The 25,291-nt window shown below is 58.7% G+C and carries 20 protein-coding genes, 1 pseudogene and 5 riboswitches; of the genes and pseudogenes, 11 read left to right on the top strand and 10 right to left on the bottom strand.

Annotation, left to right across the window (positions count from 1 at the left end):
- Positions 1–309: 309 nt before the first annotated feature.
- Together D0B32_RS29270 and D0B32_RS29275 are read left to right on the top strand one after the other, a co-directional pair.
- Complete coding sequence (locus tag D0B32_RS29270; protein ID WP_117337820.1) at positions 310–2,679, top strand: FAD-dependent oxidoreductase; 2,370 nt, start codon at positions 310–312, stop codon at positions 2,677–2,679.
- Positions 2,680–2,841: 162 nt separating this feature from the next.
- On the top strand, positions 2,842–3,297 hold the full coding sequence (locus tag D0B32_RS29275; RefSeq protein ID WP_117337821.1) for a hypothetical protein: 456 nt from the start codon (positions 2,842–2,844) through the stop codon (positions 3,295–3,297).
- Between the two features lie 237 nt (positions 3,298–3,534).
- A riboswitch (Fluoride riboswitch) is annotated at positions 3,535–3,599 on the top strand.
- A 983-nt stretch (positions 3,600–4,582) separates the two neighbouring features.
- Here D0B32_RS29275 and D0B32_RS29280 read toward each other — a convergent pair.
- Together D0B32_RS29280 and D0B32_RS29285 are read right to left on the bottom strand one after the other, a co-directional pair.
- On the bottom strand, positions 4,583–5,200 hold the full coding sequence (locus D0B32_RS29280; RefSeq protein ID WP_117337822.1) for an NUDIX hydrolase: 618 nt from the start codon (positions 5,198–5,200) through the stop codon (positions 4,583–4,585).
- Between the two features lie 327 nt (positions 5,201–5,527).
- Positions 5,528–5,589, bottom strand: a riboswitch (Fluoride riboswitch).
- A gap of 216 nt (positions 5,590–5,805) precedes the next feature.
- Complete coding sequence (locus tag D0B32_RS29285; protein WP_147329589.1) at positions 5,806–6,024, bottom strand: hypothetical protein; 219 nt, start codon at positions 6,022–6,024, stop codon at positions 5,806–5,808.
- A gap of 438 nt (positions 6,025–6,462) precedes the next feature.
- Between D0B32_RS29285 and D0B32_RS29290 the strand changes: the two genes are divergently transcribed.
- Positions 6,463–6,921, top strand: a complete 459-nt coding sequence (locus tag D0B32_RS29290) for a universal stress protein (RefSeq protein WP_117337824.1) — start codon at positions 6,463–6,465, stop codon at positions 6,919–6,921.
- A 67-nt stretch (positions 6,922–6,988) separates the two neighbouring features.
- On the opposite strand, the gene D0B32_RS29295 is transcribed toward D0B32_RS29290, so the two are convergent.
- Positions 6,989–7,606, bottom strand: coding sequence for a histidine phosphatase family protein (locus D0B32_RS29295; protein ID WP_117337825.1), 618 nt, complete (start codon positions 7,604–7,606; stop codon positions 6,989–6,991).
- Positions 7,607–7,684: 78 nt separating this feature from the next.
- Between D0B32_RS29295 and D0B32_RS29300 the strand changes: the two genes are divergently transcribed.
- The 4 genes from D0B32_RS29300 (at position 7,685) to gatC (ending at position 13,102) form a co-directional block, all read left to right on the top strand.
- Positions 7,685–8,041 (top strand): hypothetical protein, encoded by a 357-nt coding sequence (locus tag D0B32_RS29300; protein ID WP_220444981.1) that lies wholly within the window; start codon positions 7,685–7,687, stop codon positions 8,039–8,041.
- A 116-nt stretch (positions 8,042–8,157) separates the two neighbouring features.
- Positions 8,158–8,225, top strand: a riboswitch (Fluoride riboswitch).
- Positions 8,226–8,662: 437 nt separating this feature from the next.
- The gene (locus D0B32_RS29305) at positions 8,663–11,413 is read left to right on the top strand and encodes an MGH1-like glycoside hydrolase domain-containing protein (protein WP_259295205.1); all 2,751 of its coding nucleotides are present in this window, start codon (positions 8,663–8,665) and stop codon (positions 11,411–11,413) included.
- 75 nt (positions 11,414–11,488) lie between these two features.
- Positions 11,489–12,577 (top strand): cell division protein ZapE, encoded by a 1,089-nt coding sequence (zapE, locus tag D0B32_RS29310; RefSeq protein ID WP_117337827.1) that lies wholly within the window; start codon positions 11,489–11,491, stop codon positions 12,575–12,577.
- A gap of 225 nt (positions 12,578–12,802) precedes the next feature.
- A complete protein-coding gene (gene gatC, locus D0B32_RS29315) occupies positions 12,803–13,102 on the top strand; it encodes an Asp-tRNA(Asn)/Glu-tRNA(Gln) amidotransferase subunit GatC (protein ID WP_117337828.1) in 300 nt (99 codons plus the stop codon).
- A 125-nt stretch (positions 13,103–13,227) separates the two neighbouring features.
- On the opposite strand, the gene D0B32_RS29320 is transcribed toward gatC, so the two are convergent.
- Positions 13,228–13,632 (bottom strand): hypothetical protein, encoded by a 405-nt coding sequence (locus D0B32_RS29320; RefSeq protein ID WP_117337829.1) that lies wholly within the window; start codon positions 13,630–13,632, stop codon positions 13,228–13,230.
- A gap of 198 nt (positions 13,633–13,830) precedes the next feature.
- Positions 13,831–14,544, bottom strand: coding sequence for a sel1 repeat family protein (locus D0B32_RS29325; RefSeq protein WP_259295206.1), 714 nt, complete (start codon positions 14,542–14,544; stop codon positions 13,831–13,833).
- Between the two features lie 126 nt (positions 14,545–14,670).
- A riboswitch (Fluoride riboswitch) is annotated at positions 14,671–14,731 on the bottom strand.
- A gap of 254 nt (positions 14,732–14,985) precedes the next feature.
- Positions 14,986–15,051: riboswitch (Fluoride riboswitch) on the top strand.
- Between the two features lie 475 nt (positions 15,052–15,526).
- Between D0B32_RS29325 and D0B32_RS29330 the strand changes: the two are divergent.
- A pseudogene (locus D0B32_RS29330) lies at positions 15,527–16,042 on the top strand (RNA pyrophosphohydrolase); the annotation flags it as partial.
- 359 nt (positions 16,043–16,401) lie between these two features.
- On the opposite strand, the gene D0B32_RS29335 reads toward D0B32_RS29330, so the two are convergent.
- From D0B32_RS29335 to D0B32_RS29355, 5 genes are all read right to left on the bottom strand, one after another.
- Entirely contained in the window at positions 16,402–16,785 is a 384-nt protein-coding gene (locus D0B32_RS29335) for an integration host factor subunit alpha (RefSeq protein WP_259295207.1), read from the bottom strand.
- A 155-nt stretch (positions 16,786–16,940) separates the two neighbouring features.
- Entirely contained in the window at positions 16,941–18,155 is a 1,215-nt protein-coding gene (locus D0B32_RS29340) for an MFS transporter (RefSeq protein WP_220444982.1), read from the bottom strand.
- A 94-nt stretch (positions 18,156–18,249) separates the two neighbouring features.
- Complete coding sequence (locus D0B32_RS29345) at positions 18,250–18,795, bottom strand: Chromate resistance protein ChrB (protein WP_117337832.1); 546 nt, start codon at positions 18,793–18,795, stop codon at positions 18,250–18,252.
- Between the two features lie 102 nt (positions 18,796–18,897).
- On the bottom strand, positions 18,898–20,247 hold the full coding sequence (locus D0B32_RS29350; RefSeq protein WP_259295208.1) for an MFS transporter: 1,350 nt from the start codon (positions 20,245–20,247) through the stop codon (positions 18,898–18,900).
- A gap of 3 nt (positions 20,248–20,250) precedes the next feature.
- Positions 20,251–21,057: an endonuclease/exonuclease/phosphatase family protein gene (locus D0B32_RS29355; protein ID WP_117337833.1), complete on the bottom strand. Its 807-nt coding sequence runs from the start codon at positions 21,055–21,057 to the stop codon at positions 20,251–20,253.
- Positions 21,058–21,735: 678 nt separating this feature from the next.
- Here D0B32_RS29355 and D0B32_RS29360 point away from each other — a divergent pair.
- The 3 genes from D0B32_RS29360 (at position 21,736) to D0B32_RS29370 (ending at position 25,291) form a co-directional block, all read left to right on the top strand.
- Positions 21,736–23,259, top strand: a complete 1,524-nt coding sequence (locus D0B32_RS29360) for a MutS-related protein (protein WP_117337834.1) — start codon at positions 21,736–21,738, stop codon at positions 23,257–23,259.
- A gap of 42 nt (positions 23,260–23,301) precedes the next feature.
- Positions 23,302–23,580: a LysR family transcriptional regulator gene (locus D0B32_RS29365; protein ID WP_117337835.1), complete on the top strand. Its 279-nt coding sequence runs from the start codon at positions 23,302–23,304 to the stop codon at positions 23,578–23,580.
- A gap of 1,261 nt (positions 23,581–24,841) precedes the next feature.
- Entirely contained in the window at positions 24,842–25,291 is a 450-nt protein-coding gene (locus D0B32_RS29370; protein WP_117337836.1) for a hypothetical protein, read from the top strand.

Consider the following 25,291-nt stretch of genomic DNA (forward strand, 5'->3'; position numbering starts at 1 on the left):
GCCGACGGCGATCGCAGTCAGCCGTCCACGTGGTCCTGACGCGCTTGGCCCGTGCCAGTGCGGGCGGTGTCACGCTGTGTGCCGTATGGGCGTCCCGCGTGTGCGCAGGCGCGTTAAGTGTCGGCCGACCCGCCACCTAGCACGGCGTGGTCAGGATAGATCTCGCCACGGGAGCTGCGGCTCGCGGCGACGCCTATCTCCGGCGGGTCCTGATTCCAGCATTAATGCCCCGAAGAAATTCAGGCCTCCAGTGTTCGTGCAACGTAATTTTTCGCGTCCCATCTTTATGGATGGGCGGGGTATTTTTTAATGGCAGAAGCGACAGAAGCAAAGATTGATTTCGTCCTTGTGGGCGGTGGACTCGCTAGCGCGAGGGCAGCGGAGACATTGCGTCGTGAAGGTGCAACGGGTTCGATCATGATCCTGTCAGCCGAGCAAACGCTGCCCTATCACAGACCGGCCCTTTCCAAACGGTATCTGCTTGGGCAGGCCGATGAGTCCCAGATTCTGGTCCATCCACAGCGGTACTACGATGAACAGGAGATCGATGTCAGGCTCGGTACCCGGGCTGCTTCGATTGATACTGCGTCGCAGGTCGTGCGAACCGCCAGCGGCTTGCGGATCCGCTATGAAAAGCTCCTGCTTGCAACAGGGGCGGCCCCGCGACGGTTGGTCGTTCCTGGCGCTTCGTTGCCCGGTATCCACGCCTTGAGATGCCGATCCGATTGCGACGCGATCCGGGCTGCAGCCTCAAAGGCAAAGCGGGCAGTCGTTGTCGGTGGCAGTTTCCTCGGAATGGAGGTGGCCATTTCATTGCTCGAACTCGGCCTTGAGGTGACGATCATCGAGGCGAGCGGCAGGGTGATGCGCCATCTGGAGTCGACGACACTTTCAGCCTTTTTCCTGGAGTATGCCCAGCAGCGAGGTGCCCGGGTCATGGTGGATGACCCCGTAGTGTCATTTTCGGGGCAACGGAGGGTCTCAGAAGTGCAGACCGCCAGCGGTCTGCGCATCCGGTGCGAGATGGTTGTCGTCAGCACGGGCGTGGAAGCAGACACGCGGTTCCTGGAAGGAAGCGGTATCGCACTGGAAGAGGGCAGAATTACGGTTGATGAGCAATTGCGGACCAACGTGCCCAATGTTTTCGCCGCAGGCGACGTGACCACCTTCTACGATCCGGTATTCTTGCGCCGACGTCACATTGAGCACTGGGACAACGCTGTGAAACAAGGCCGTTTGGCCGCGGAGAACATGCTCGAACGCAGGGTGCGGTACGACCAGGTCTCGTACTTCTTCTGTGAGGTCGGCGATATTGCCTTTAACGTGCTTGGCGCACCCGAAGACGGCAAGGAATACGTGAGCCGCGGATCGCTCAGGGAGCGTTCGTTCGCGCTTTTCTATCTCGAAGACAACATCCCTCGTGCACTCTTCTCGCTGGGCCGCAGCGCCGGCGAAACCCGACTGGCGGAAGAACTGATCCAGTACCGGACGAATCTGCGCGGACAGAAGCGGAATCTGGAAAATCCGGACTTCGCGCTCGACCTGCTCCCGCCGCAGACGGTGTTGATCCTGCAGGGGGGAGGGGCGCTCGGCGCGTTCGAGTGTGGCGTTGTCAAGGCGCTTGAAGAGGACGGTGTGTTTCCGGACATTGTCGCGGGAATTTCGATCGGTGCCCTGAATGGTGCCATTGTCGCCAGCAATCCGAGGAATGCTGCTGGTGCGCTGGAAGCGTTCTGGTCGGAACTCGAGGTCCGGACTTCGCCGTTCCTTCCGGAGCACCTGAGGCGCACCGTAACGGCGATGCAGATCCTGCAGTTTGGCGTGCCGAAGTTTTTCACGCCGCGATGGTTGTCGGCCCCGGGTGCTCCCTGGACTCCACCATGGAACTGGATCAGTTTCTACGACACGTCGCCGATGAAGGAACTCATCTCCCGGTATGTGGATTTTCCCGCGCTGCGGGAGAGTCCGGTACGCCTGCTCGTTGGCGCGGTCAACGTGCTGACTGCCGAGCTTGAAATATTCGACAGCTATGTCGATGAACTCACTGCTGATCACATTCTGGCGAGCGGCAGCCTGCCGCCAGGGTTTGCGTGGACGTTCGTCGACGGCAAGCCATACTGGGACGGCGGAACGGTGAGCAATTCGCCGCTTGACCTTGTGATTGACCGGTGCGGTCCGGATGGAAAACGTGCATTCATTGTGGATCTTTACTCGGGCCAGAAGCCCTTGCCGACGAACATGATGGAGATCATGGCCAGGCGCGATGAGATCGTGTATTCCGAACGCGTGCGCAGCGACCTGCGTGTGCGCGAATTGACCGATGCGTATCGCGGCCTGATCGACACGATCCTGCACGAACTCGAGCCGACCGCGCGCGAGCGCATCAGGCACCGTCCGCGCTACATCCAGTTGATGGGCGATGGCGCACCAATGGAGGTGACACGCTTCGTGCGCAAAGGGCAGGCCGGCGAACCCTCCTCACGGGACTATGACTTTTCGGATGTTGCTATCCGCGCCAATCAGGCTGAGGGCTACGCGTTGGTAAAACATGCACTTGCATCATCGAAACGTCCTTCTGCGGGCGCATCCGGACGCACGCGGCCGGATGCGCCACGCGAGCCTGGGGATTCGTCCGATAGCGTCGCGGGGGGCTGCCAGATCGCCCCCTCCGGCGCGTAGAAGTTGCAGGATCACATCGGTTGGAAATGGCCCGTGGACCGGTGTCGCGCGTGCCTGCCCACAGGAACAACCCGGGCGAGGTCAACCGGTCTCGTCCATTTGCGGGCATCAAACATCCTGAACTGGATCATCAGGAAGGTAATTATCAATTCGGAGACTTAAATGGGTGAAGGAAGAATCAACGCTGCTCTTGAACTCTACAATGCGAACACGTTACTTTTCCAGCGCGTCAGCGAGCTGCTTCAGCACAGCAACCAACAGTGGGTCCGGGAAAGCCGGAAGGCCATTGCGGACAGCGGCAGGGAATCCGAGGCACAACTGCGCGAGCTGCTGGACGCCCGGGATTTTCCCGCGCTCATCACTTTGCAGACGAATATCGTCCGCCAGCACTGGCAGCGACACGAGAACACTATTCAGGACGCACTGCGACGCAGCGCTGTTGACCCGGACGTTCTCTTATCCGGCCTCACAGACGCGTTTCGTGAATGGCAGCAAAGCGTGGAAAGCGCCGCAGCGCATCTGGCAAACCGATCGGTGAACGGCCCATGGATGGAGTATCTCAATCTGACTACCCGGTTCTGGACTCAGGGAGACAACAAGCCGGCGAGTCCGGCTTGAGCAGGCCGGTTGACAGTCGTTACCGGCAACGGGGCTTGTGGCGAACAAGGGGCCCGTCCCAGGCCGGCTTGCCATTCTCCGACTCCCTCGGATACTTTGTCAGGAAGGTGAGGGATCAGGTGAGTTGGCCAGTTGAAGGCTGTGCTGGCGAAGCAGCAGACCCGAGCCGGAGCAGCCCGGCAACCGTTTCGAACCGCAGCATCGCGCCCTTGCGCGGTGCAGGCTCGCGCAGTATGCTGGGAACCGGGAGATGGCATTCTCCTTAAACGCCGGGCTCTCCGGCTAATGATGCCTACCGTTGTGCGCACCAGGCGCTCCACTGACAACAGTAGGTGTTCGATGACTTCTCAGGGCTTACCTCGGCTTGCCAGGCTTCGCCGGAAAACACCGTTCAAACTCGTCTTCGAGCGAACGTCACAACGATTGGCACGGCACACCATTTCGATTTCCTCCCAGCCCGAGCACGGCGGCGTCGGTGGGCTGTGTCCACCCGGCCGGCGCCATATCCAGTCTATCCGCCGCGGTTTCATGGCGGCATCCTGTCCTGAAACTTGAGGTCACATCATGAAAACGAACATACCGAAGATGTCCAGGAAGCCGGTTACCCCTGTGGAAGAACGAAGTCGGGCGGGGGCTCCCACCGAAAAGGAGGTTGACGAAGCAATTGACGAGTCCTTTCCTGCCAGCGATCCTCCCTCTTTGGGCGGATCTACGCGAATAGAAAGCGGCAATGACCAGAAGAGGCACAGGGCGCCTGCCAAGAAACCTCGCGAGCCAGCGGCTACTCCTTCGCCATCGAAGTCTCACGGCTCGTGAATGGATGAACGCCTGGCTTGCTCAAGGAAGCTCAGCATAGGAGCCACGCGGGACAACCGGTCCGGCACGTTGCGGGTGGATAGTCGCACGAAACCTGCTGATGTCGGCGGCGAGTTTGCGGAGCGAACCGCGTTCTGTTTAAACGGTCCCGGGGGAAGTTTGGGTATAGCGACAGACCCGGTCGTAGATATTTTCTGACGCAACGGGAGCGTGTGAAACCATCGTTCTTGAGAAGTATTGCTGTCGAACAGACACAGAGCCTTGCAGCGTTGTGCCCTGTGATTCGGGGCGCGTTTGGTCGGCCCGATATCGCACAGCACGAATTGGAGATCGGCGCTCCGATGGCTGCCAATGCTGCTTTCGCATAGGGCGCGCCTGGTATGCCCGCAATCACTGCGCAGACGGATGAGCGGCACCATGTCTTTCGAAGTGACCCGGAAGCCGCTGCGAGCAGCAGGCGTGGGAACCCTTATTTGTCTGGGGCTGACGATTGCTGCGTCCGGAGATTGCTTTCGGTAGACGGGCGTATCTCGATGTCAAGCGACCCATCGATCTCCATCATGTGAACCCGAAAGTTCTGGGACCTGATTCTGCCGCTGGAGCGATCCTGAACAAAGCGTCGAAGGGTTTGCGTCACTGCCGGAAATGCGATCGCCTCCCATGGAATGTCTCCCTCTTCGAATAGGCGCACCTCAAGGCTTTCACTGCCTCGTGCGATTTCAGGGCCGCGCATCCCAGCAATGAAGAAGAGATACACATGGTGTATCTGCCGTACCTCGGCGATCGCATATAGTTCGCCAACCGACACCAGCGCGCCTGCTTCCTCGAGTGTTTCCCTGACGGCGCCCTCGCGGGTCGTTTCCCCTTCCTCAAGAAAGCCGGACGGCAATGTCCATAATCCGTACCCCGGTTCTATTGCGCGCCGGCACATCAGGATCCTGTCGTCCCAGGTGGGTATTGTTCCCACGACATTGCGCGGGTTCGTATAGTGAACTGTGCCGCAATGGCTGCACACATGGCGTAGGCGACTGTCGCCATCCGGTGTTTTTAAAACCACGTTATGTCCACAGCTTGAGCAGAACTTCATAACCCTGTTTCCCGGTATGGGATAGCAAGACGTCACTAACGCGCTACCGGCTTTGAGCTAACCCCGATCGCCGCTTGCCATGTCGCTGTCTTGCTACCGATACGGCGCAGCGCGGGTGGACGATAACTCCATCGTCGCATACCGGCTCGCCTTGCTGATCGGATCGCTGACAGCTAACGACGCCCCACGATAAGGCAGATGTCCTCCGGCAGACGGAGCACAACGGTCTATCGACGCGCGACAGGGAGCCCGCTATCGGAACGTCTCCGGTAGGGCAGCGGCTTCGTGTCTGGACAAACGGGACGGGCGAGCCAACAGCGCCTTCACAGGCTTGCAGGCATTATCAGCCTCGTGGGCGGTTGACGGAGAATGCCATCTCCACTTCGCGATTTTAGGCGCCCCGGCTTCGAGTCGCAATGTGGAACAGAGGAAAAAACGACTCGGACACAAAGCCTAGAGGTGGTGCTGGACGCGCGTCCCGGTCTCGACCTGTCACGGCATTCGCAGTTCAGGCCGAAAGCTGCTGCGTTGCATGAAACATTCGGGACCTCGTGAGAGCTTTCATTTCGCGAAAGCTACCAGTTTCGTTACGTGCAGGGCTTGTTCTAGACGACACGTGCGTAGGACCGGATAAATGTTCTCAACATTTCATCTATTGTCGTGTCGAGCAGGTTCGTTGTGTCGGGTTTCTCAGCAAGCGTCGCAAGCGCGTCACCGACGGTGACGCGCGTTAGCTCGAGATTTCCTTCTTTCACGGTGAGCAGTCCATCGAGCTCTAGCGTTGCCGAGAAATGACGCGTGCCGACCGTTTCAAAGACTTCCATGTTTCCCTTCATTTTTCCTTCTCCAGGCAATTTCTTCGAGCATCATCGGGTGCCAGAAGTTTGAATGTGCGATCAATACTCGCGCCGGCATCGCCCGGCGAGCTATCCTGTCCTTAAGTATAGGAAGTTACCTGACTTACGTCGCTTTTTATCGACTGCTCTCGCCACAGGAGAGGCAACCCTTTACTGCCGAAGATGAACAAAGGGCGGCGACAGGCCGCGCGAAAGAGTCTGCTGAAGTCGGCCCAGGATCTTTCGCTAGACGCCGCTGCGGCGAGTGTCGGAGTGACGCACCCGTGAGATCAGGCGTTATAGAATTGAAACAGGAATATGAATTATGCTGCTTCCTGTGTCATGTCAAAGCAGGTGCCCGATGTGGATCCATGTCGGACCAGACATCACGAAAAAGTCGCGGCCTAACGTGTAAGAGAGGAAATTATGCGTTCAGTATTGCTTGCTTACGATGGCTCCGATTCCGCCCGTCTGGCCGCCACCTTTGCGATCGAGATGACAGGTCGGTACAACGCACACCTGCACGTGCTGTGCGTTGCGGCGGAGCGCGACCTTGGTCTTGAGATGGATACGCAATCTCTGGTTGATCAGGAGATGACCCATTGCGAGGACGTACTTGCTGGGCTGGATCTTGGCACGATCGAAAACGCGACGGCTGGTGTGGCCGTGGGTAACGCCGCCGAAGAAATCATCAGATATGCCCGGGAGTATGACATCGATCACATCGTCGTCGGGCATCGTGGCCATGGTCTGCTTGATCGCTGGATGATCGGGTCGGTCGCGCGGCATGTCGTCGCGTTCGCGCCATGCGCGGTGACTGTGGTGCGCGACCCGCCACCGGACGAAGCCGGCGGCAGCGTGAATCTGGTTGAGGCGGGTAAGTAAATGACAACGCGTGCAGCGCTGGCCGATGCACGCCTGCCAGGCCACATCCAGCAACAACTGGGTCTGTTCAACGGGGCTCGTAGTCGGTCTGACGCAGATTCCATTTGCGAATAACCCGCGTGCCGCGATCGAACCCGAGGATGCTGACGGCCGCGGTGTCAAACATGAGGTGCTGCCCCAGCGCCGCCGTGCCGCTCACCCAGCAGCTCGCGAGTGCACGGGAGAAATGGGCATGAGAAAAGAGGGCGATCCGGCCGGGGTTGCAGAGCAGGTTCTGAATGAGCCCCTGCGCACGGGCCGTGACCCGAGGCAGATTTTCTCCTTCAGGGACATCCGACGTCCAGACTGACCAGTCTGGCACGTCGCGCTGGATGTCAGCGGTCGAACGCCCCTCATAGATACCGTAATCCCATTCGCGCAATTGCTGTTCGACATGTGCCTTGTCACCAAAGCCGGCGAGTTCGCTCGTCTGTTTCGCGCGCGACATCGGGCTTGTCAGGACACGATCGAAGTCACGTGATGCCAGCAGGGCGGACAATGCCCGGGCCTGATCCTGTCCGCGTGCGGTCAATGGTACGTCAGTACGCCCCGTGTGCTGCCCTGACAGGCTCCAGTCAGTCTCGCCGTGGCGGACCAGCCAGATCTCAAGAAGCTGCGCGCCATCGCCCGTAGCACTGGTATTCATCGGAACTCCTCTGGAAAGAAAACTATATGCACGGACCGGTTCGCACTTCCTTGAAGGCTCACCTGAAGGAACGCTGATATGTTCGACCCGTATGGTCGATCAGGAGTTCATCGCGTAGCAGGTATCGCCCTTGCTCAACTACCGCCGGCGGGACGCAAACCTTTCTTTCCAGACTTCCTGCCTTTCAAGGAGATTGACATGGCAAATCAGACCAAACACCCTGCGCAATATCATCAGGACGCGGCGACGCATCATGAGCATGCAGCGGCCCATCATCGTCAGGCGGCGAAGCATCACGAAGCGGGTGAAACCGAAAAGGCCAACCATCATGCCCATGTTGCCCATGGTCATGAGGTTTCGGCTGGCGAGCATGCTTCGCGCGCAGCGACCCATCAGGCATCCGAACATGGCCGCGGAAAGAGTGTAGAAAAGTAAAGAGCGCGTGTAGTATGAGTGTGCGTCGCATACCCATGGTTGCGCGACGCGCATTCTGAAACGCCTTTCTATTGCCATGGCCGTCCTTGCACGAAAAAGGTAGCCGGAATAGACTAGCGTTCAGTGGAGATGGCATTCCTCCCTCAACTGTCGGCGTTCGCTGACTGATGATGCCTACGAGCACCAGCGGGCCTGGGTACCGTGGGGCATCGTTCATTCCCCCCTGGACTTGCACAATTGTTGCGTCAAGAACGCCTGGATCAGTGCGCCCGGCGTCGCGCACGCTTGTGTCTGTCGTGAACTCCCAGCCTGCTTGCGGAGCAAGGCTAACAGGTTGACGGGAGAGTCTCGGCATGCGATCAGTACACGGTTTTCAAACGCGGCACAGGCGCATGGGCCTGTGCATCGTCCGGCACGCCGGCAGGCGCGAATCGGAAGCGGGACAGTGGACGGCCGACGGGCCTGATTTCGGCCGCCCGATAGATTTGGGTAATTGCAGCCCTGTCGGGGGACATGGTTGCCCAGCCTGTCAAATGACGGCGGCGTTGCCCCGGCATCTCACTGCACAGACAGGAATGCTGATTATGTGGGCCGCTGGTTGCCCGGTTAAAGGCTGATCCTATGCCGCCGTTCCGAAAAACAAGATGGCAGGAAACGCCGGAAGGCCAGCGGCTTCATTGTTCTCATCAGGAACGATGGCAGCAGTGGGGGCCGTATCTCGCCGAACGCCAATGGGGAACGGTGCGCGAAGACTACAGCGAGCATGGAACCGCATGGGACTATTTTCCGCACGACCACGCACGCAGCCGGGCTTACCGCTGGGGCGAGGACGGCATTGCCGGATTTTGCGACGACAGGCAGACCTGGTGTGTGTCACTGGCGCTCTGGAACGGACATGATCCGATTCTCAAGGAGCGGCTGTTTGGCCTCACGAATGCGCAGGGCAACCATGGGGAGGACGTCAAGGAGCTGTACTTTTACCTCGACGGTACGCCGACGCACTCGTATATGAAAATGCTGTACCGGTATCCCCACGCGGCCTTCCCGTATGAAGATCTGGTTGACGAAAACGCCAGACGGGGCGCCGACACGCCTGAGTATGAAATTCTCGATACGGGTGTGTTCGATGATCAGCGCTACTTCGATGTTTATGTCGAATATGCGAAGCACACCGCCCAGGATATCGTCATGCGCATTACCGTGTGCAACCGTGCTGCAATAGAGGCGGAGCTCGACGTGTTGCCGCAGTTCTGGGCGCGCAACACGTGGTCATGGAGCAGACGGGCGATAAAGCCATCGCTTGTTCTTCAGTCCGAAGACGCATCACCATCCGTACTGGTGAGGCGCGATGGGCATGAGCCCATCCTTGTCACCGCCCAGGCGCAAGACGATGCGAACGTCGAATGGCTATTTTGCGAGAACGAAACTAATGTCCGACGCCTGTTTGACGTCGACCGGCAAGGACCATTCAAGGATGGATTTAACGATTTCATCGTGCATGGGGACACGAATGCGATTCGCCGGGACGAAGGCACGCGCGCCGCGGCCCATGTGCATCTGAAATGCGAGGCACACGGAGAAGCGACCGTCACGCTGCGCTGGCGGCCCGCAACGATGCGCGAACATCGACCGCTGGACACCGACGGCCTGATCAAGCGGCGAAAGGCCGAGGCCGATGCGTTCTATGAGGGCTTGCAGCACGAGATCAGCGATGCGGATGCCCGGCTGGTGCAACGCCAGGCTTTGGCGGGTTTGCTGTGGTCCAAGCAGTATTACGAGTTTGACGTGGCGCGCTGGCTCGCCGGAGATCCGACGCAGCCAACGCCGCCGGCCGCGCGTACACGGGGACGCAATGCTGACTGGCGCCATATGTTTAACGCGGACATTGTGCTGGTGCCGGACAAGTGGGAGTACCCGTGGTATGCCGCCTGGGATCTGGCATTTCACGCTGTGGCCATCGCACTGATCGATCCGGAATTTGCGAAGAAGCAGTTGCTGCTGCTTCTGAAGGATCGTTACCTGCATCCCAGTGGCCAGTTGCCCGCGTATGAATGGGCATTTAGCGACGCGAATCCGCCCGTGCACGCGTGGGCCGCATGGCGTGTCTACGAAATCGACCGGACGATGGCAGGCAAGGGAGATCATGTCTTCCTTGAACTCGTATTCAACAAGCTGCTGCTCAATTTTACATGGTGGGTGAACCGCAAGGATGCGGACGGTCGCAACATCTTTCAGGGCGGTTTCCTCGGACTCGACAACGTTGGCATCTTCGACCGTTCCGCACCGCTGCCTACGGGCGGGCGGATAGACCAGGCCGATGGGACTGCGTGGATGGCGGCGTACGCATTGGACCTGATGCGCATTGCGCTTGAGCTTTCGCTGGCTAATTATGTCTTTGTCGACATTTCGGTGAAGTTCTTCGAACACTTCCTTTACATCGCAGAGGCGGTGGGTCGGACTGACGATAACAACACAGCGCTTTGGGACGAGCGCGACGAGTTCTTTTACGACATATTGAAATTTCCGGACGGGAGCAGCGTTCCGATGCGCGTTCGCTCGATTGTCGGCCTGATCCCGCTTTTTGCCGTTCACGTCCTCGAAGAGCGCCTGCACGGTCATCTGCCAGGACTCAGGGATCGACTGGTCTGGTTTCTCGAGCATCGCCCTGATCTCGCGAAGCTGGTTTCGCGCTGGAACCAGCCGGGCAGGGGAAACAGCCTGCTTCTATCGCTGCTGCGCGGCCACCGGATGAAAGCACTGCTGCGGCGCGTGCTTGATGAAAGTGAATTTCTCTCCACGCACGGCGTGCGTGCCCTGTCCCGCGCGCATGCCAGGCAGCCATTCCTGTTCAATCATGATTCGCAGGCGTTTTCGATCCAGTATCAGCCCGCCGAGTCGGTGACCGGGATGCTTGGCGGTAACTCCAACTGGCGCGGGCCCGTCTGGATGCCTGTCAATTTCCTGCTGATCGAATCGATCTACGAATTTCATCGCTACTATGGCGACGAGTTCCGCGTGGAATATCCGACGGGTTCCGGCGAGCTTCATTCGCTTCGCGAGATTGCGGACGCACTTGCACGCCGGGTGACAACGCTGTTTCTAAGGGGGCTGGACGGTTTGCGTCCGTCGATGTCCGCCTACGCCGCGTTGCAGTCCGACGATGAATCGAAAGACCTTGTTCTTTTTCACGAATATTTTCACGGCGATAACGGTCGTGGTCTGGGCGCTTCCCATCAGACCGGATGGACAGCGCTCGTTGCGCTCCTTCTGCAACCACATGTCATGACCGTCTCCGGCGTTGTGCCACTGCCGGGCACTGCAGTACGGCCCGTCCGGGAGGCGAGCGAAGACGCCGTTGCGGGGCGACCGTAGGGCTCCAGAGTGCTGTCCATCAGCGCGTTGGCACCGCTTCATGCCTTGTCCTTCAACCCCTTTCTTTGAAGATAAATGAACGTCACGGAATATCTCAAGGCCGAGCTGCAAAACCGCGGGTGTGAAGCGGACACGGCGCAGCTCTCTGCGGCTGCGCACCTCCAGCGTTGCTCGCAGGAATGGGCCGACTATGAGGCGCACCGATCGAACCCATTAAGACGGTTCGTATTTCATCCTGATCCGCCTCGGGGAATCTATTTATGGGGTGGTGTCGGCAGAGGCAAGACATTTTTGATGGACTGTTTCTTCGCGCTCGCGCCGGTTCAGGCCAAAGCTCGCGTGCATTTTCATGAATTCATGCACGACGTCCATACAGAACTTCAGACGCTAAAAGGCGAAGCTGATCCGCTCGACACGTTAGCGAAGCACATCGCGCTCCGCTCACGATTGATCTGCTTCGATGAGTTCCACATTTCTGACGTCGCGGATGCGATGATCCTTTACCGACTTTTCGAGCGGCTATTTGCCGAGGGCGTGCAGTTGGTGCTGACGTCCAATTACGAACCTGACGGGCTTTACCCGGACGGATTGAATCGCGAGCGCTTCCTGCCGGCAATCGATCTGCTCAAGGCGAAGCTCGATGTCATCAACGTTGATGCCGGAGTGGACTACCGGCTACGCACACTGTCCCAGGTGCGCATGTACCTCTCGCCCCGGACTCCGGAGAACGACCGGCGATTCCGCGATGCGTTTTCCAAGCTGTCGTCCGCGCCTGAAGACGATCAGACGTTACGCGTGGCCGGTCGCGAGATTCGCGCGGTGAACCGCGCCGGTGACATCGCCTGGTTCGATTTTGCGACCCTGTGCGGCGGCATGCGGTCTCAGGATGACTATCTATATCTGGTCAGCCGCTTCCACACCATGATGCTTTCTGACGTACCGCAGATGTCGTCGGATGACGACGCGGCAATCCGGCGCTTTATCTGGCTGGTTGATATTATCTACGACCATCGGGTGAAGCTTCTTGTGTACGCCGATGTCGCGCTTGAGCACCTGTGCCCAGACAGTCGGGTCGAGATCGATTTCGAGCGAACCATGTCCCGGCTTTTCGAGATGCAGTCCCGGCAGTACCTCGAATCGGGCCGGCGCACACCTGTTCGCTGATCGGTGATGGGAATACGTGAAGAACGGCGCCGTCCTATCGGCGGTAATGATCGTATGGGCGATCGCGGTCGATCAGTTGTGCGTGAGTGGCCGCGCTCGATACGCGCGTCCTCACACCACTGGCGAACAGCTATCACCTGATAAGGCCCAGCTTCAAGCCCAGTTTGCGCGGCGCGACATACAATCGTGCGCGTCGCGATTGTAATGCAACAACAGGGAGGTGATATGGCGATAACGCCAGAGGACATCAGGCACATCGCGGAGCTCGCGCAGCTTGAACTGACAGATGCCGAGGCTGCCCAGGCACTCGCCCAGCTCGACGGATTCTTTGTGCTGGTAGAACAGATGCACGCGGTCGATACGAGTGGCGTTTCACCGTTGCAACATCCGGTGGAGCAGATACAGGAACTGTCATTGCGTTTGCGCGATGACGCGGTTACCGAGGTGGTAAACAAAACGGAATCTCAGCGTGATGCGCCATATGTTAAAGATGGACTGTACGTCGTACCTCACCCAATTGAGTGAGCATGCGAAGCATGCCTGCTCGTGCTTTCGTGTCGTCTGCAAAGAACCAGCCTCACCGTGTGGATTATCGCTCGCTGATTGAGACCGCAGGAACAGGGACCCCGGCGTTGATGTATTTCGTCCCATCATCGTGACGCCTGGTGCACGTATGTGTCCAGTGCGTGCTCTGCCGCGTCGCCTGTGAGCCCTTTGAAGTACAGATGCACGCCAATCGCAAGTGAGTCGCGCCGGATCTCATGAAAAGCGATCCACGCCTTTGCCGCGTCGGTGAAGAGGAGATAGTGGGTTTCGTTTGCCACGAGGCTGGCTAACTGATGCAGTCCGTGACCATGCAGTGAATGAACCAGCGAATCAAGGCTGTGATGGGTGCGCGCGTCGGTGCGCGGATAAAGCATATGGAGGACCACTATGCAGCGGCGACCGGGAACGGACGTCAGGGCAGTCACGATATCCTGATGGGTGAGGCCGGCAACGGAATTTTCTTCATCAAGCCGGGTTTCGGGAAACAGCATTTCGGCATCAAAGGTCATTGGAATGTTCCAGGCATCGAGGGTGGTTTATGTCGGGTGGAGTCAGGAAAATACCCGCGGCAGGCAGGGCGCTGGCACTGGCGCGCATTAAAGCGCCCACGTTCGGTCAAGGGCCTTCCGGCTGCACCACGATGCTTGGCATTAACCAGGGAGGGCAGCGTGCCGCTGTGAAAACAGGCTCGAAGATATAGAAAACTTTCATGCGGGCGGTTGCGTCAACAATATCTTCAGCCGTGCGTCGCACCTTTTGTCCGATGATGCAACCCGTCTGTACCACTGGATTGCCTGGGCAATGTCGGGCACGATGTCTCCCGGTGCAGCGTCGCCCCATCGGCCTTCCCAGTACAGTCCAAGGTTGTAGGCAGCCCCCCGAATACCCAGATCAAACGCCTGACGGTACAGTTGCCGGGCGACGGACAGATCGATGTCGCCTCCGCGGCCAAGGCGGGCACTATCGGCAAGTGCGGCCGTAGCCAGACCCTTCAGTCGATCCGACGTCTCCGCGTCAAGAAGAACGTCGTGCAGGATAATGTGCCCCTGAGCGACATCAACATGACCGCCGGTTCCTGCAATCAGCGACAAGGCATAGACGACGCGCAATGCCGGATGCCGGTCAACGCCAATCTGCTCGAGTAGTTGTCGCCCCGACGATGGCGCACCTGGAAGGGTGGATATAAGCAGCGAATTGGCGGTCGTGGCGACCGACTCAAGCGGTACAAATCCGGCTTTGTATGCTGTCGTTACGTGACGACAGAAACGTTGAACGTTCAGCTTCGCATCATTGCGGGCCAATAACGACCACTCGTACTCGACCTGTGTGAGCCAGTTGGAATCCGCGTACATCGGCATGTCCTCCACGTCCTTCGCGATCGATCCTGAGTCCTGTTTCAGGAATACGCGATCCGCTTGCATGGGATCGTCGGGCCAGCCTCCTGGATGGAGGCGGCAAAAAGAAGACGCAAAGAAAGAGGATGCGTGTGGTGACCCGTCATGACATATCCACCGTTGCGGTGGACAAGCCACCGCACAAAAGAAACATGCACGGTAGGAGTCATCAGCCAGGATGGCGGTTCAGGGGAACTCCATCCCCCATGAGCCAAACCATAGAGAATGACGGTTCATTCGTCAAGCATGACTCGAAACGCCGACACCAGCCGCATCCCGCTTTGCTGTGAATGCAGTTGTCGGTGCGGTGCTGCTCGACCCCTCGGCGGATATCTGTCTGGAAGACGTGGCCGTTTGTCCAGCGAGGAATGCCATCCGATCGCACACAATGAGTCGAGCCGATGGCGTGTCGTGATGTGTACCGTAAGTGCCTGCTTCGACTTGCGTGCGCGCCCGTCCAGGCGTATCGTACTTACTGGAGATGGCATTCTCCCTAACTGCCGGGCGGTGCCGGCTGATGATGCCTGCTAAATGACACGCATGTTCGCGGGTCGTGACTTTGCAAAGCAGGCGTCAACATGAAACAGTTCAAACCATCAGATTTCCCGGGTCCCACCCCTGAGGTGCGCGGGCCGCCAAGGTCTACGGGCATCCTTGCGAACGCCTCAATCTTTGATACGTCACAGTTGCTTTGCCGAGGATGTCCTCGGCGAACGTACGCATTCTTTCGCGAAATTTTCTGTCTCTGTCTACCAGCACTTCGCCACGCAGTGGGCTTGGCGCCTGATTGCGTGGCAAGGGGAAGTGTCGTTACTGAATGCCGAAGGAGACCGGAAGAATATCCGGCGATCTCGCCGTTTCGTCAGGCACACGGAAACAGAGTAGATGCGAGATCGGTCACTGGTCTATCTCGTCGGAGAATTGCAAGGAGCATTTTTCGTCCTGTGCGGCATGCCCTGAAGTACCGACTGGATTCGCTATGGCCAGCAGAATCAGGAGGTGAACGACCATGATCGACCGTGATGGTTTCCGTCCCAACATCGGCATCGTTCTATTGAATTCCCGCAACGAGGTTTTCTGGGCACAAAGGGTGCGCGACCATGCGTGGCAGTTCCCGCAAGGCGGCATTGATTACGGCGAAAGTCCAGTGCAGGCGATGTACCGGGAGTTACATGAGGAAACCGGTCTGCTCCCAGAGCATGTCGAAGTGCTGGGAAGAACGCGGAACTGGCTGCGGTATGAGGTCCCCGATGAGCTCATACGACGCCGGGGGCGTGGGCCTGGGCGTTTTCGAGGACAGAAACAGATCTGGTTTCTTCTCCGGCTGGTTGGCCACGATGGTGACATCTGTCTTGGTGCGACTGATCACGCTGAATTCGAAGCGTGGCGATGGAAGAACTATTGGGTGCCCGTCGACGCTATCATCGAGTTCAAGCGCGAGGTGTACCGATGCGCGCTTGCCGAATTGTCGCGCTTTTTGCGCCGCGCGAATGATAGCGCTGGCCGGTCGTCCACTCATAGCGGTTATGTTAGCGAGCAATCGCGTAGAAGTGGCATGAGCTAGATGAGCGTCGCTGTTTCCGTGACCCCCGGGCGAGAATGAACATCGCTTCGGCACCGGTGCCGTCGCGGTGCCTGGAAGTGGCCCTGTCCATTCGACGTGGGGCGAAGTCTCGCTTGCTGCAGATGCTCCCCAGCACGGTCTGGATGTGGGCGGTCGTTGAACCATCCGCCACCGAGTCGTCTGCCATCGATTCGCCGGTCATCGTCTGCGCGCCCCGGTAGTGGCGAACTGCTCGTCATTCACACTTATGCGGGTAACGTGGATCCCGAGGCCAGGGGCGACCGGCGCGGTACAAGCCGACGGAGTTGCCGGGTCCGTCGTTATTGCGCACGCCCGATGCGGGCTCGGAGTGTCCTGCTCGAAAGGAAGGTGACCACCCTGCGGGCCTCGATCGGAACCGGCTTGCCCGTTCTGGGATTGCGCCCTGCACGAGGGCCTTTTTCGCGAAGACGGAATGCGCCGAAACTCGACAGACTGATGTTCTCGCCTCTTTCGAGTGTATTGCTTAGGATGTCAAAAAATGCATCTGTCAGCTCCTGCGCTTCCTGCCGGTTTATTCCGATCCGTGTACAAAGCGCAGCGGCAATGTCTGACCTCGTCACCGTTTCTCTCATGCAGCGTTGCGTCGCGCGCAGAGTGGATTCGCCTGCCGTCTCGGCGTAGGAGGATTCTTTAACAAAAGATTGCGACTGAGACACCTTCATGACATCTGGGACAGGCCAATTTCCGAAGGAACATTGTATCGGGCGCGCCGTCGATTTGCATCTGAACGTCCAGCGCTGGTTAAGCACGAGGCACCAACGTCTTAGCGGCCGTGATACCTACTGGGTTGGGCAATACGGCCGCTTCATTCAAAGCGTTATGTGCGATTTTGCAAAGGCGCCTGATGCCGGCCCACCCAGACGAATATCGGAACTGCCAACAACTGTGAAACCATGCAGAACGTGATTGTCCAGGCAACCGAATGATCGTAAATGAAACCGATTGCGGCGCTGCCGATGAACCAGAAAATGCCGTATCCCGCTGTGAACAGACCAAACGCAGCGGCGCGGTGTTGTCCTGGCACCATCGGTGTCACTGCAGCCGGAATGATCGATTCATGCACACCCATGCCCATACCCCAGATCGCAACGCCAGCCAGGGCGAGCCAGAAATTTCCGAGAAATGCTAGCGGTGCGAAAAGGGAGGCGAGCAGAGTCAGGACGATGAGCACCCGAAAGCCATACCGGTCGAAGAGGCGACCGAACAGCAACGACGACGTGCCACTCACTGCCATCGCGACGGAGTAGAAAACTGCGATCCATTGCGTCGACGCGGTGCCCGTGTGAGTGAAGTGGTAGGCCAGAAGCGGATAATCGGTGAAGCCCACGGCCACGAGGCAGGCACCCGAAAGATAGACCCAGAATTTGCCGGGGAAGCGCGTCTGACCGGTGCCTGACGCCTGATTCTCGTCCAGGTCCTGGGGGCGGGGATACAGCAAGCGCGCAATTAGCACGAAAATGAGATTAAGTACCGCCGGGACCAGCAGCACGGTGAACGCGAGCTGGTAGCTACCGTGGTATGAAAGGACCGCCGCCATTAGTAGCGGTCCGAACATGGCGCCGAACTGGTCGCATGCCTCATGGATTCCGAATGTCCATCCATAACCGCCGATGTGTTTCGCCGCATGGGATAGCATGACGTCGCGAGGCGGGTTGCGGATGGCACGTCCGATCCTCTCCAGGATGATGAAGAACGCAGCGCTGTGCCAGGTATGTGTGAGCGAAAGCGCCGGCACTGCTGACATCTGCACTAGATATCCTATAATCGCGGTGGGCCAGAAGCGCCCCGTGGCATCAGCGAAGCGCCCGGAAAAGTAGCGCAGTCCGTATCCCGCCAGCTCACCAAAGCCGGTGACGACGCCCACCACAAATGCGCTCGCCTGCATCGAAGCAAGGAAAGGACCGAGAATGCTGCGCGAGCCTTCGTGTGTGAGATCAGCGAAAAAACTCAATACACCGATCAGCAGCACAAAACGCATTGCGACACGACTGGCGGGGGTGCCCTCTTTTGAGGAGTCCTTCAGAATGGTCATGAGCAGAGGATGTTTGGGGTTTATACGCTCTTACCGTTGACGCCTGAAAACAAAACGCGAGCCAGGCATTGCCTGGAAGCCCGGCCGGCGCCGGTCAGCGATTTTCATCATGGGACTCAAAAACACGCTGCGCATACGCCTCAAGCAGCGCCTCGCACTCCTGCAGGCGTTTATGTGCCTCGGCCGCGAGCGGCGCGCCGTAGAAATCCAGCTTGCCGATTTTCTCAAGCCAGAGCTGGAGCTTTTTCAGGTCGACGTCGTTCTCTTCCAGTTCCGCGTAAGTGAAGTGGTTAGCGGCCGTCTCCTTGGCGATTTCTCCCTCGAAGTCTTTGCATTTGTCGAGAAATTCGACGTACTGCTCATCCCGATCCGCTTTGAAACGTCCAAGCACCTTCTCCTCCTGGGCACGGTCGAGCGCTACCGTTTCAAGGAGCAGGGAGTCGCCGCTCATCTCCGCAATCTCGTTCTCGATGATTTTCAGGCGCCGGACATGATCATCGGTCCGGGGCAGCAGACAGACCCCGTTCTGGAGGTAAACAGCGCCCATCCCCTTGAGCCTGCGCCAGAGGGCGATACGTTTCTTTGCGGGCTCCGCGGGAACCTTGTAGGTGAGTAGGAGCCAGTTCTGGGTTGATTTCATTGGGCTGATTATAGTGTAGCGGCCGTAACATGTATAAAGAAACGGAACGGCAGTCTTGGGCAAGACATATAGCAGACTCTCCCTCCGCTTTTGCGTTTGGCTTTACGCCTTCTTTCCGGAACAGGCAAGCGCGAGTGTTCCCGCTGCCATTAACACGCCCGCCGCAGCGAAGCCGAGCATCGGTGAAAGCGCGGTCCAGACCGTACCGACCATTGCGCTGGAAACGAATCTGGCGATGCCGTTGACCGTGCCAAGTGCGCCGTAACTGACGGCAAGCGTATCGGATCGAACCATTTCTGCCGTAACTGTCGACTCGAGCGCTTCCTGAATGGCGACATACAGGCCCGCGACGAAAAAGATACAAGCGAGGAGCGGCACGCTGTCCACGTGCACCCAGAACGCGACTGCGGTCAGCGCTGCAGTGAGTGCGCCCAGCACATACCCGGCGATCAATACCGGAAGGTGTCCAAGCCGGTCTGCCACGGCGCCTGCGGGATAGGAAACGGCGACCTGAACGACATTGCGCCATACGTACAGCAGACCCGCCACCTGCGCCGCCTCGACGGTGCCCAGTCTGGGCGCGAGCAGCGTCGTGGCAGCAAGGATCAGCAGGCTGTGAGAGAAGTCGCCGATTCCAAAAATGCCGACCGCGGCAAGATAGCGTCTGAACTGGGACGGCAAGGCGCGCAGTGACGTGAAGAATTTCAGCGCCGGGTTCGGTGAGTGCTCAGGATCCTTCACGAGCGTCAGAAAGGATACAACAGCGAGCGCCCCCGGGATCACGGACGCCCACAGGGCTAAGCGGAAGGGGCCGGCTGTGTCCAGCCACGGCAGGTGTCTCGCCCAGCCGAGCAAGGCCACGCCAAGTAATGGACCCAGCACGGCACCGACAGTGTCCGCCGCGCGATGAAATCCGAACGCGCGACCGCGCGTCTCCGGCGAGACGGCCTGGATCACGATGGCGTCGCGCAGCGGGCCGCGCAGACCTTTGCCGAACCATGACACCGAGCGCCCGAGCAGCAATAAGGGCCATCCTGCCGCCAGCGCAATCAGTACCTGGCCAAGCGGTGTCAGGCTATAACCAATGAGGACCAGCATTTTGCGATGGCCCAACCTGTCGGCGAGGTAGCCCGAAATCATCTTCGTGAATGCTGCCACCGCATCGGCAATGCCTTCAATGATGCCGAGCATCGCGGCGGGAATGCCAAGGGCGGCAAGGAAGCCGGGCAGAATAACAGTGGTCGTTTCGTAGCAGAAGTCGCCCAGCGCGCTAGTTAGGCCTGCACCGGCGACCGTGCGGTTAAGCCAGCCTGACTGCGGGGTGCCGGGCGCAGCAGCGATCGTTGACTCGTCCTGTTGACTCATCTCTTCGTTCTCTTTTTTCGACTGCTCGCAGCTGATCCGCTGAGCCAGCGGCATCAGATACGGCACGTGGTGATTGCGCCTGTTCATACGTTACAACTCGAAGGTCACAAGCACCGGATAGTGGTCGGAAGCCCTGTCAGCGATGTCATTGCGGATGACCCCATAACTGCGGGCCGCCTTGCTGAGAGCGGCGGATGCCAGCAGGTAATCGCAACGCATGGTCGCGAACTCGACGTTGCGGTAGGCCGCGGTTGGGACAGTCGGCGTGTTGTTCGGATCGAGGCGATGACCGAGGTCGACCCATCCCGCCGTCTCAAGGTGTGCGAGGACGCTCCGATCGATGCCCACAAGATCATCAGCGAGGTAGCGCGCACGGTGATGGGGCGCGAGTTCAGCCCAGTCATGGGGCTCCGGATCGTGGGGCGATGCCGAGTTAAAGTCCCCAGTAAGAAGTGTGAGTCGGTCCGGTGCGGCCTGCACGGCGAGGTATGCGGCTTCGCGACGTCGGATCTGGCGGCCGTTGGGACACAGATGGGCGCTCATGAATGTTAAAGGCAATTCGATGCCGGGGGCGGCAACCTCGAGCGTGGCCAGCGTGTGGTGGAAGTGGTCTCCATCAGTCTCGAAGCTCAGCGGCTTGAGTGGCTCGCGGATGAAGATGGCGACATTCTGTCCAGTCCGTGGTGCGACGGCGAGAAAGCCGCGCATACCGATTCGCTCTTCGAGCGAGTAGAGCCATGCGCCACCATGGGCATCGAACCCCCGGGCCTCCTGCATCAGGAAGACATCGGGCCCGGCTTCATTGATCAGTCCGATTTGCGCCTCAGCGCGGCGGTCGTCGCGATCGTCGCGACCTGCGAACAGGGTGTTGTAGGTGAGTACAGTCAATCTGGTCATGACGTTCCTGACGTAGTTTCAGTTAGGGCAGCACTGTGATCGTCCCGGGATCGGCGACAAACTTCCGGGTGCCAGCTTCCGGGAGCGCCACGCGTGATTTCGGCATCTCGCGGGAGGGGCCAGCAGAGATCGTTCGCCAGACTTACGAATTCAGACTCCAGATTAGGCATCCTTATCGTCTCGGCGACAGTGGCTAGTCTTGCGAAACCGGGGCTGCAGAGATCAGCTTTACAGGTGCCTGAATCCCCGGAGCGCACTACGGTGCGTATAGGGGGCAGATCCGGTGTCGGCGATTGGTTAGAACGATATTAATGTAACCACTGTTACATTGCAACAGAAACAGACACTCTGTCAGCCATTGACCGAATTACGCCTGAGACATGGCCCCTGCCGTCAGCCGACACACCAAGTTAAGCGTATGGTAGTTGCCTAGGGAAAACCGCTTTCGCGGCGACGGGACGTTTGTAGGATTGTCCGTCACAGGTGATCGCTGGGGGAATGCGCGGTGCGGTTTAGAAAGAAAACTGAATAAAGCCAATCCCGGCCCCGCTGTTCCGTGGGCAACGAACGACAGTTCGAGGAGCGCTAAATGAGTTTTGATTGCCGAGCTTTTGCGGGCGCCAGTATCGGTCTGACTACCGGCTCTACGCCTTCTGAATCCTGAGAACTGATCCAGCCATGAAAGCACATCTGATGTACAGGGATCAGGATTTCCTGGTCGACGGGGATCTGCCATGGGGTTCCGACGGACTTATCGACGATCTCGAACTGAAGACGCTGTTTGCCGCAATGGCTCACGACGACGGCTTCCTGTTCGACGTTGTGCAAACGGCCGTGATGACAAGTCTGAGGGAGCCGCAGCAGATTACGTACCGGCAGGACGTGCTGCGCGATTGTGTGGCCAACCCGGACACAGTGCGTGAGTTGTACCGCGTCTCGATTGAAGCGATAGAAACAAAGAAGAGGAGCCAGTTCGGTTTATTTGTCTACCCGGACGCGATGCTGATGACCGCACTAGACTTGATGCAGGCCTTTATGTCCGTGCTGTTGAAACTGCGCGATTTGGCGGATCTGTCCATCGGAAGGTTTCGCTCCGAAGGTTTCATCACATTCTTTACCATGATCCAGCGGGAACTCGCTGACGAATATTTGAAAACTTTGCGGAGACATCTGACGGAACTGGAATTTCGCAAGGGCACATTGATCAGCGCCGCGCTTGGCCGGGGAAACAAGGGGACTTCATACATCCTGCGTATGCCTGATCAAGCCGAAGGCAACGTACTCAAAAGATTTTTTGGACGCAAGCCGCCTTCGCTGACCTTCCATATCGCGGAGCGGGATGACGCGGGTGCCCGGGCGCTCTCGGTATTACGCGTCCGGGGCATCAACCTCGCAGCAGACGCCGTCGCTCAGTCTGTCGATCACGTACTGAGTTTTTTTCGTATGCTTCGGTCTGAACTGGCCTTCTATCTCGGTTGCCTCAATCTTATCAGCGACCTCGACGCCAAAAATCGGCCCGTGTGCTATCCGGTTCCCTCGCCAGTACAAGAGCGCCGGCATTCGTGTATGGGTCTTTATGACGTATGTCTGTCGCTGCGGATCCAGACCGTTGTTCCCAACGATGCGCACGCAGACGGAGCAGATCTGATTCTGGTGACCGGCGCAAACGAAGGAGGTAAATCAACCTTCCTGCGTAGTATAGGTCTCGCCCAGATGATGATGCAGGCTGGAATGGTGGTTGGCGCGACGTCCTTCGGCGCGAACGTGTGTGATGGGCTGTTCACGCACTACAAGCGTGAGGAAGACGCGTCCATGACGAGCGGAAAATTCGACGAGGAACTACTGCGAATGGACGCGATCGCGAAGCATGTACGCCCAGACTCGGTCGTGCTCTTCAACGAGTCCTTTGCTGCGACCAACGAGCGCGAGGGTTCGGAGGTCGCGCGGCAGATAGTACAGGCACTGGTGGAACGGCGCGTGAAGGTCTTTTTCGTGACGCATATGTATGAGTTTTCCCATGGTCTTTACGAAGCCATGAAAGATCAAGCTGTATTTCTTCGCGCGGATCGGCGCGAAGGCGGTAAGCGAACGTTCAAAGTATCTCCAGGGGAGCCGCTTCAGACCAGTTTCGGGGAAGACTTGTACACGCAAATTTTTCCTGACTACGGTCATATGGCGAAAGAAGCCGCATCTGACGGATGACCCGTACTTTCAACGCGAAGAATTTCCGTCTAGCTGAAAAAGATGCCGCCTATTGATTGGAGCCATCTCCGTTACATCCTTGCGGTTGCCCGTGGTGGCGGCTATGCGGGAGCCGGACGACGCCTGAACGTCGATCCGACCGTGGTGCGGAGACGAATTCGCGCGATCGAATCCGCGCTGTGCTTCAAACTGTTCCAGCGTGCGTTGGACGGTCGGTTGCATCCAACGAAGGCTTGCGAAGAGGTGATCTCGCGGGCGGAAATTGTGGAGGCTCAAATTAGCTGTCTGAGCGCGACTGTGAAAGGCCTCGACGCGCAGTGATTCGCTCTATATGAATGACCTGAGTGCTCTTGGTCGATCTTGGCGGGTTCGCAGACGGCGGACGCTCCTCGCTTGCTCAATATCGAACCGTCAATTTAACTGACGGTCGATTCTCGCAGCTCGGACGAGACCCTACGCCTCGCAGACATTGCGACATTGCGCGACCTCTAGCGACGAAATCGCAAAAGGCAATCCTGTACCCCGGATGGTCGCTGCACATAATCGGAAGGGGACGTCACCGGCCAGGTGTCCTTGGTGGCCGGTATACGAGACGACGCGAGTGCCCTTACGCGAACGTTTTCGAATCGGCTGACGTTGTCGCGTAAGCGACGATGTGACCGATGGGTGATGCGCGCGTTGATAAACCGCTATGCAAGCATGTGTCCCATGCATTGGACTAAGTTCGACTGGCAACTCAGGCGCCCATGTTGCCAGCACGTCGCACAAGCGCTAACCAATTCCCCGTTACGGCGTAACGTTTGCGCGTGGCGCCCGAAACCGGCGCGAGCCTATCCTGCAATACCGTGTTTTCGGTGCATTTTTTGTCGCCCGGCGTAAACGTTTTGCGCAGAGGTTTCCGTCACGGCGTAAACCTCTGTTCAGGCCCCGAAGTATCGCGTCCGAATGGCGTACGAGCCGTGTGCGAAGGCCGTGCGAAACCGCTGCGCAGAGGTCTCGCTTCGGGCGCAAACGAAATGCGTATGCCGGTGCGCAAACGGATGCGCTTCCCGTGCGCAGTAGTTTCGCGTTTATCGGTCCATTCCCTGCGCATGGCATGCCCACGATTGTGCGTATGTCGTCATGCTAAACGCACGTGTGACGTGTGCAGAAACGGCGCGATACCGGGTGCAGGTCTGGCGTCGCCGCGTCGCAGGCCATTTACAGGTCGGGTGTTATGGATGTCCGATCCACGTCGCTGCCACGTTCGCTGATCTTGCGCTGTCGATACTCATCCATTGCCTATCGATGATCGACGTCCGTGCGTAGCGTGAGGCCACACCATGCGTACCCGGTGCGTAGCGCGAGCGAACCTCGATGCGTAACGGGGCGTCAATGCGGGGCATCAATAGCGCATGTGTCGCGCGTGTACGACAGGCGTTAAAAAGTGCGTTGTGCTCACCGCTTCCCATGACGTCCCATGCGTTCCCGTATCTGTTTGCTGCGCGAAAACAGGTAGTTGACGGGTGCGTTTGCTGTGCGCAGGATGGTGACAGGTCGGTGTGTTAACGGCGCGCAGGAAGGTGTGCATGGGAGGGTGACAATGCCTGTCGCGAGGGTCTATACGAAGTCGCAATGGGAATCGTTTGCCCGTGCGCTCGACGCGCTGCCCGAGAAGCCCGATGCGGAACGCGGCGTCACGGTGCGCGATGCGATGAAAGAGATGCGCGCACGCGTACGCGCGGCGCAGGCGAAGGGCTACACGTTGGAGCAGATCGCGGAGCATGCGAAGTCGCATGGAATCGACATCACGGCGGGCGCTATCCGGTACGGGCTGCGTGCAGCCGGGAAGGGCGGCGGCGCGAACGGTACACGCGCGGCGTCAGGCGGGAGAGCAGCGGCACCGCCAGGCACATCAGTGGCGCGTTCGCCTGACAGTCCACCGCGTCAGAATCAGGTCCGCAAGGATGGGGGAAGGACCGTAACCGGACAACCCATGCCGGTGCAGGGCACGCTCGGATTTGCAATCCGGCCCGACACCGACGACCTGTAG

This window comes from Paraburkholderia sp. DHOC27 (genome assembly GCF_003429005.1).
Lineage (GTDB): Bacteria > Pseudomonadota > Gammaproteobacteria > Burkholderiales > Burkholderiaceae > Paraburkholderia.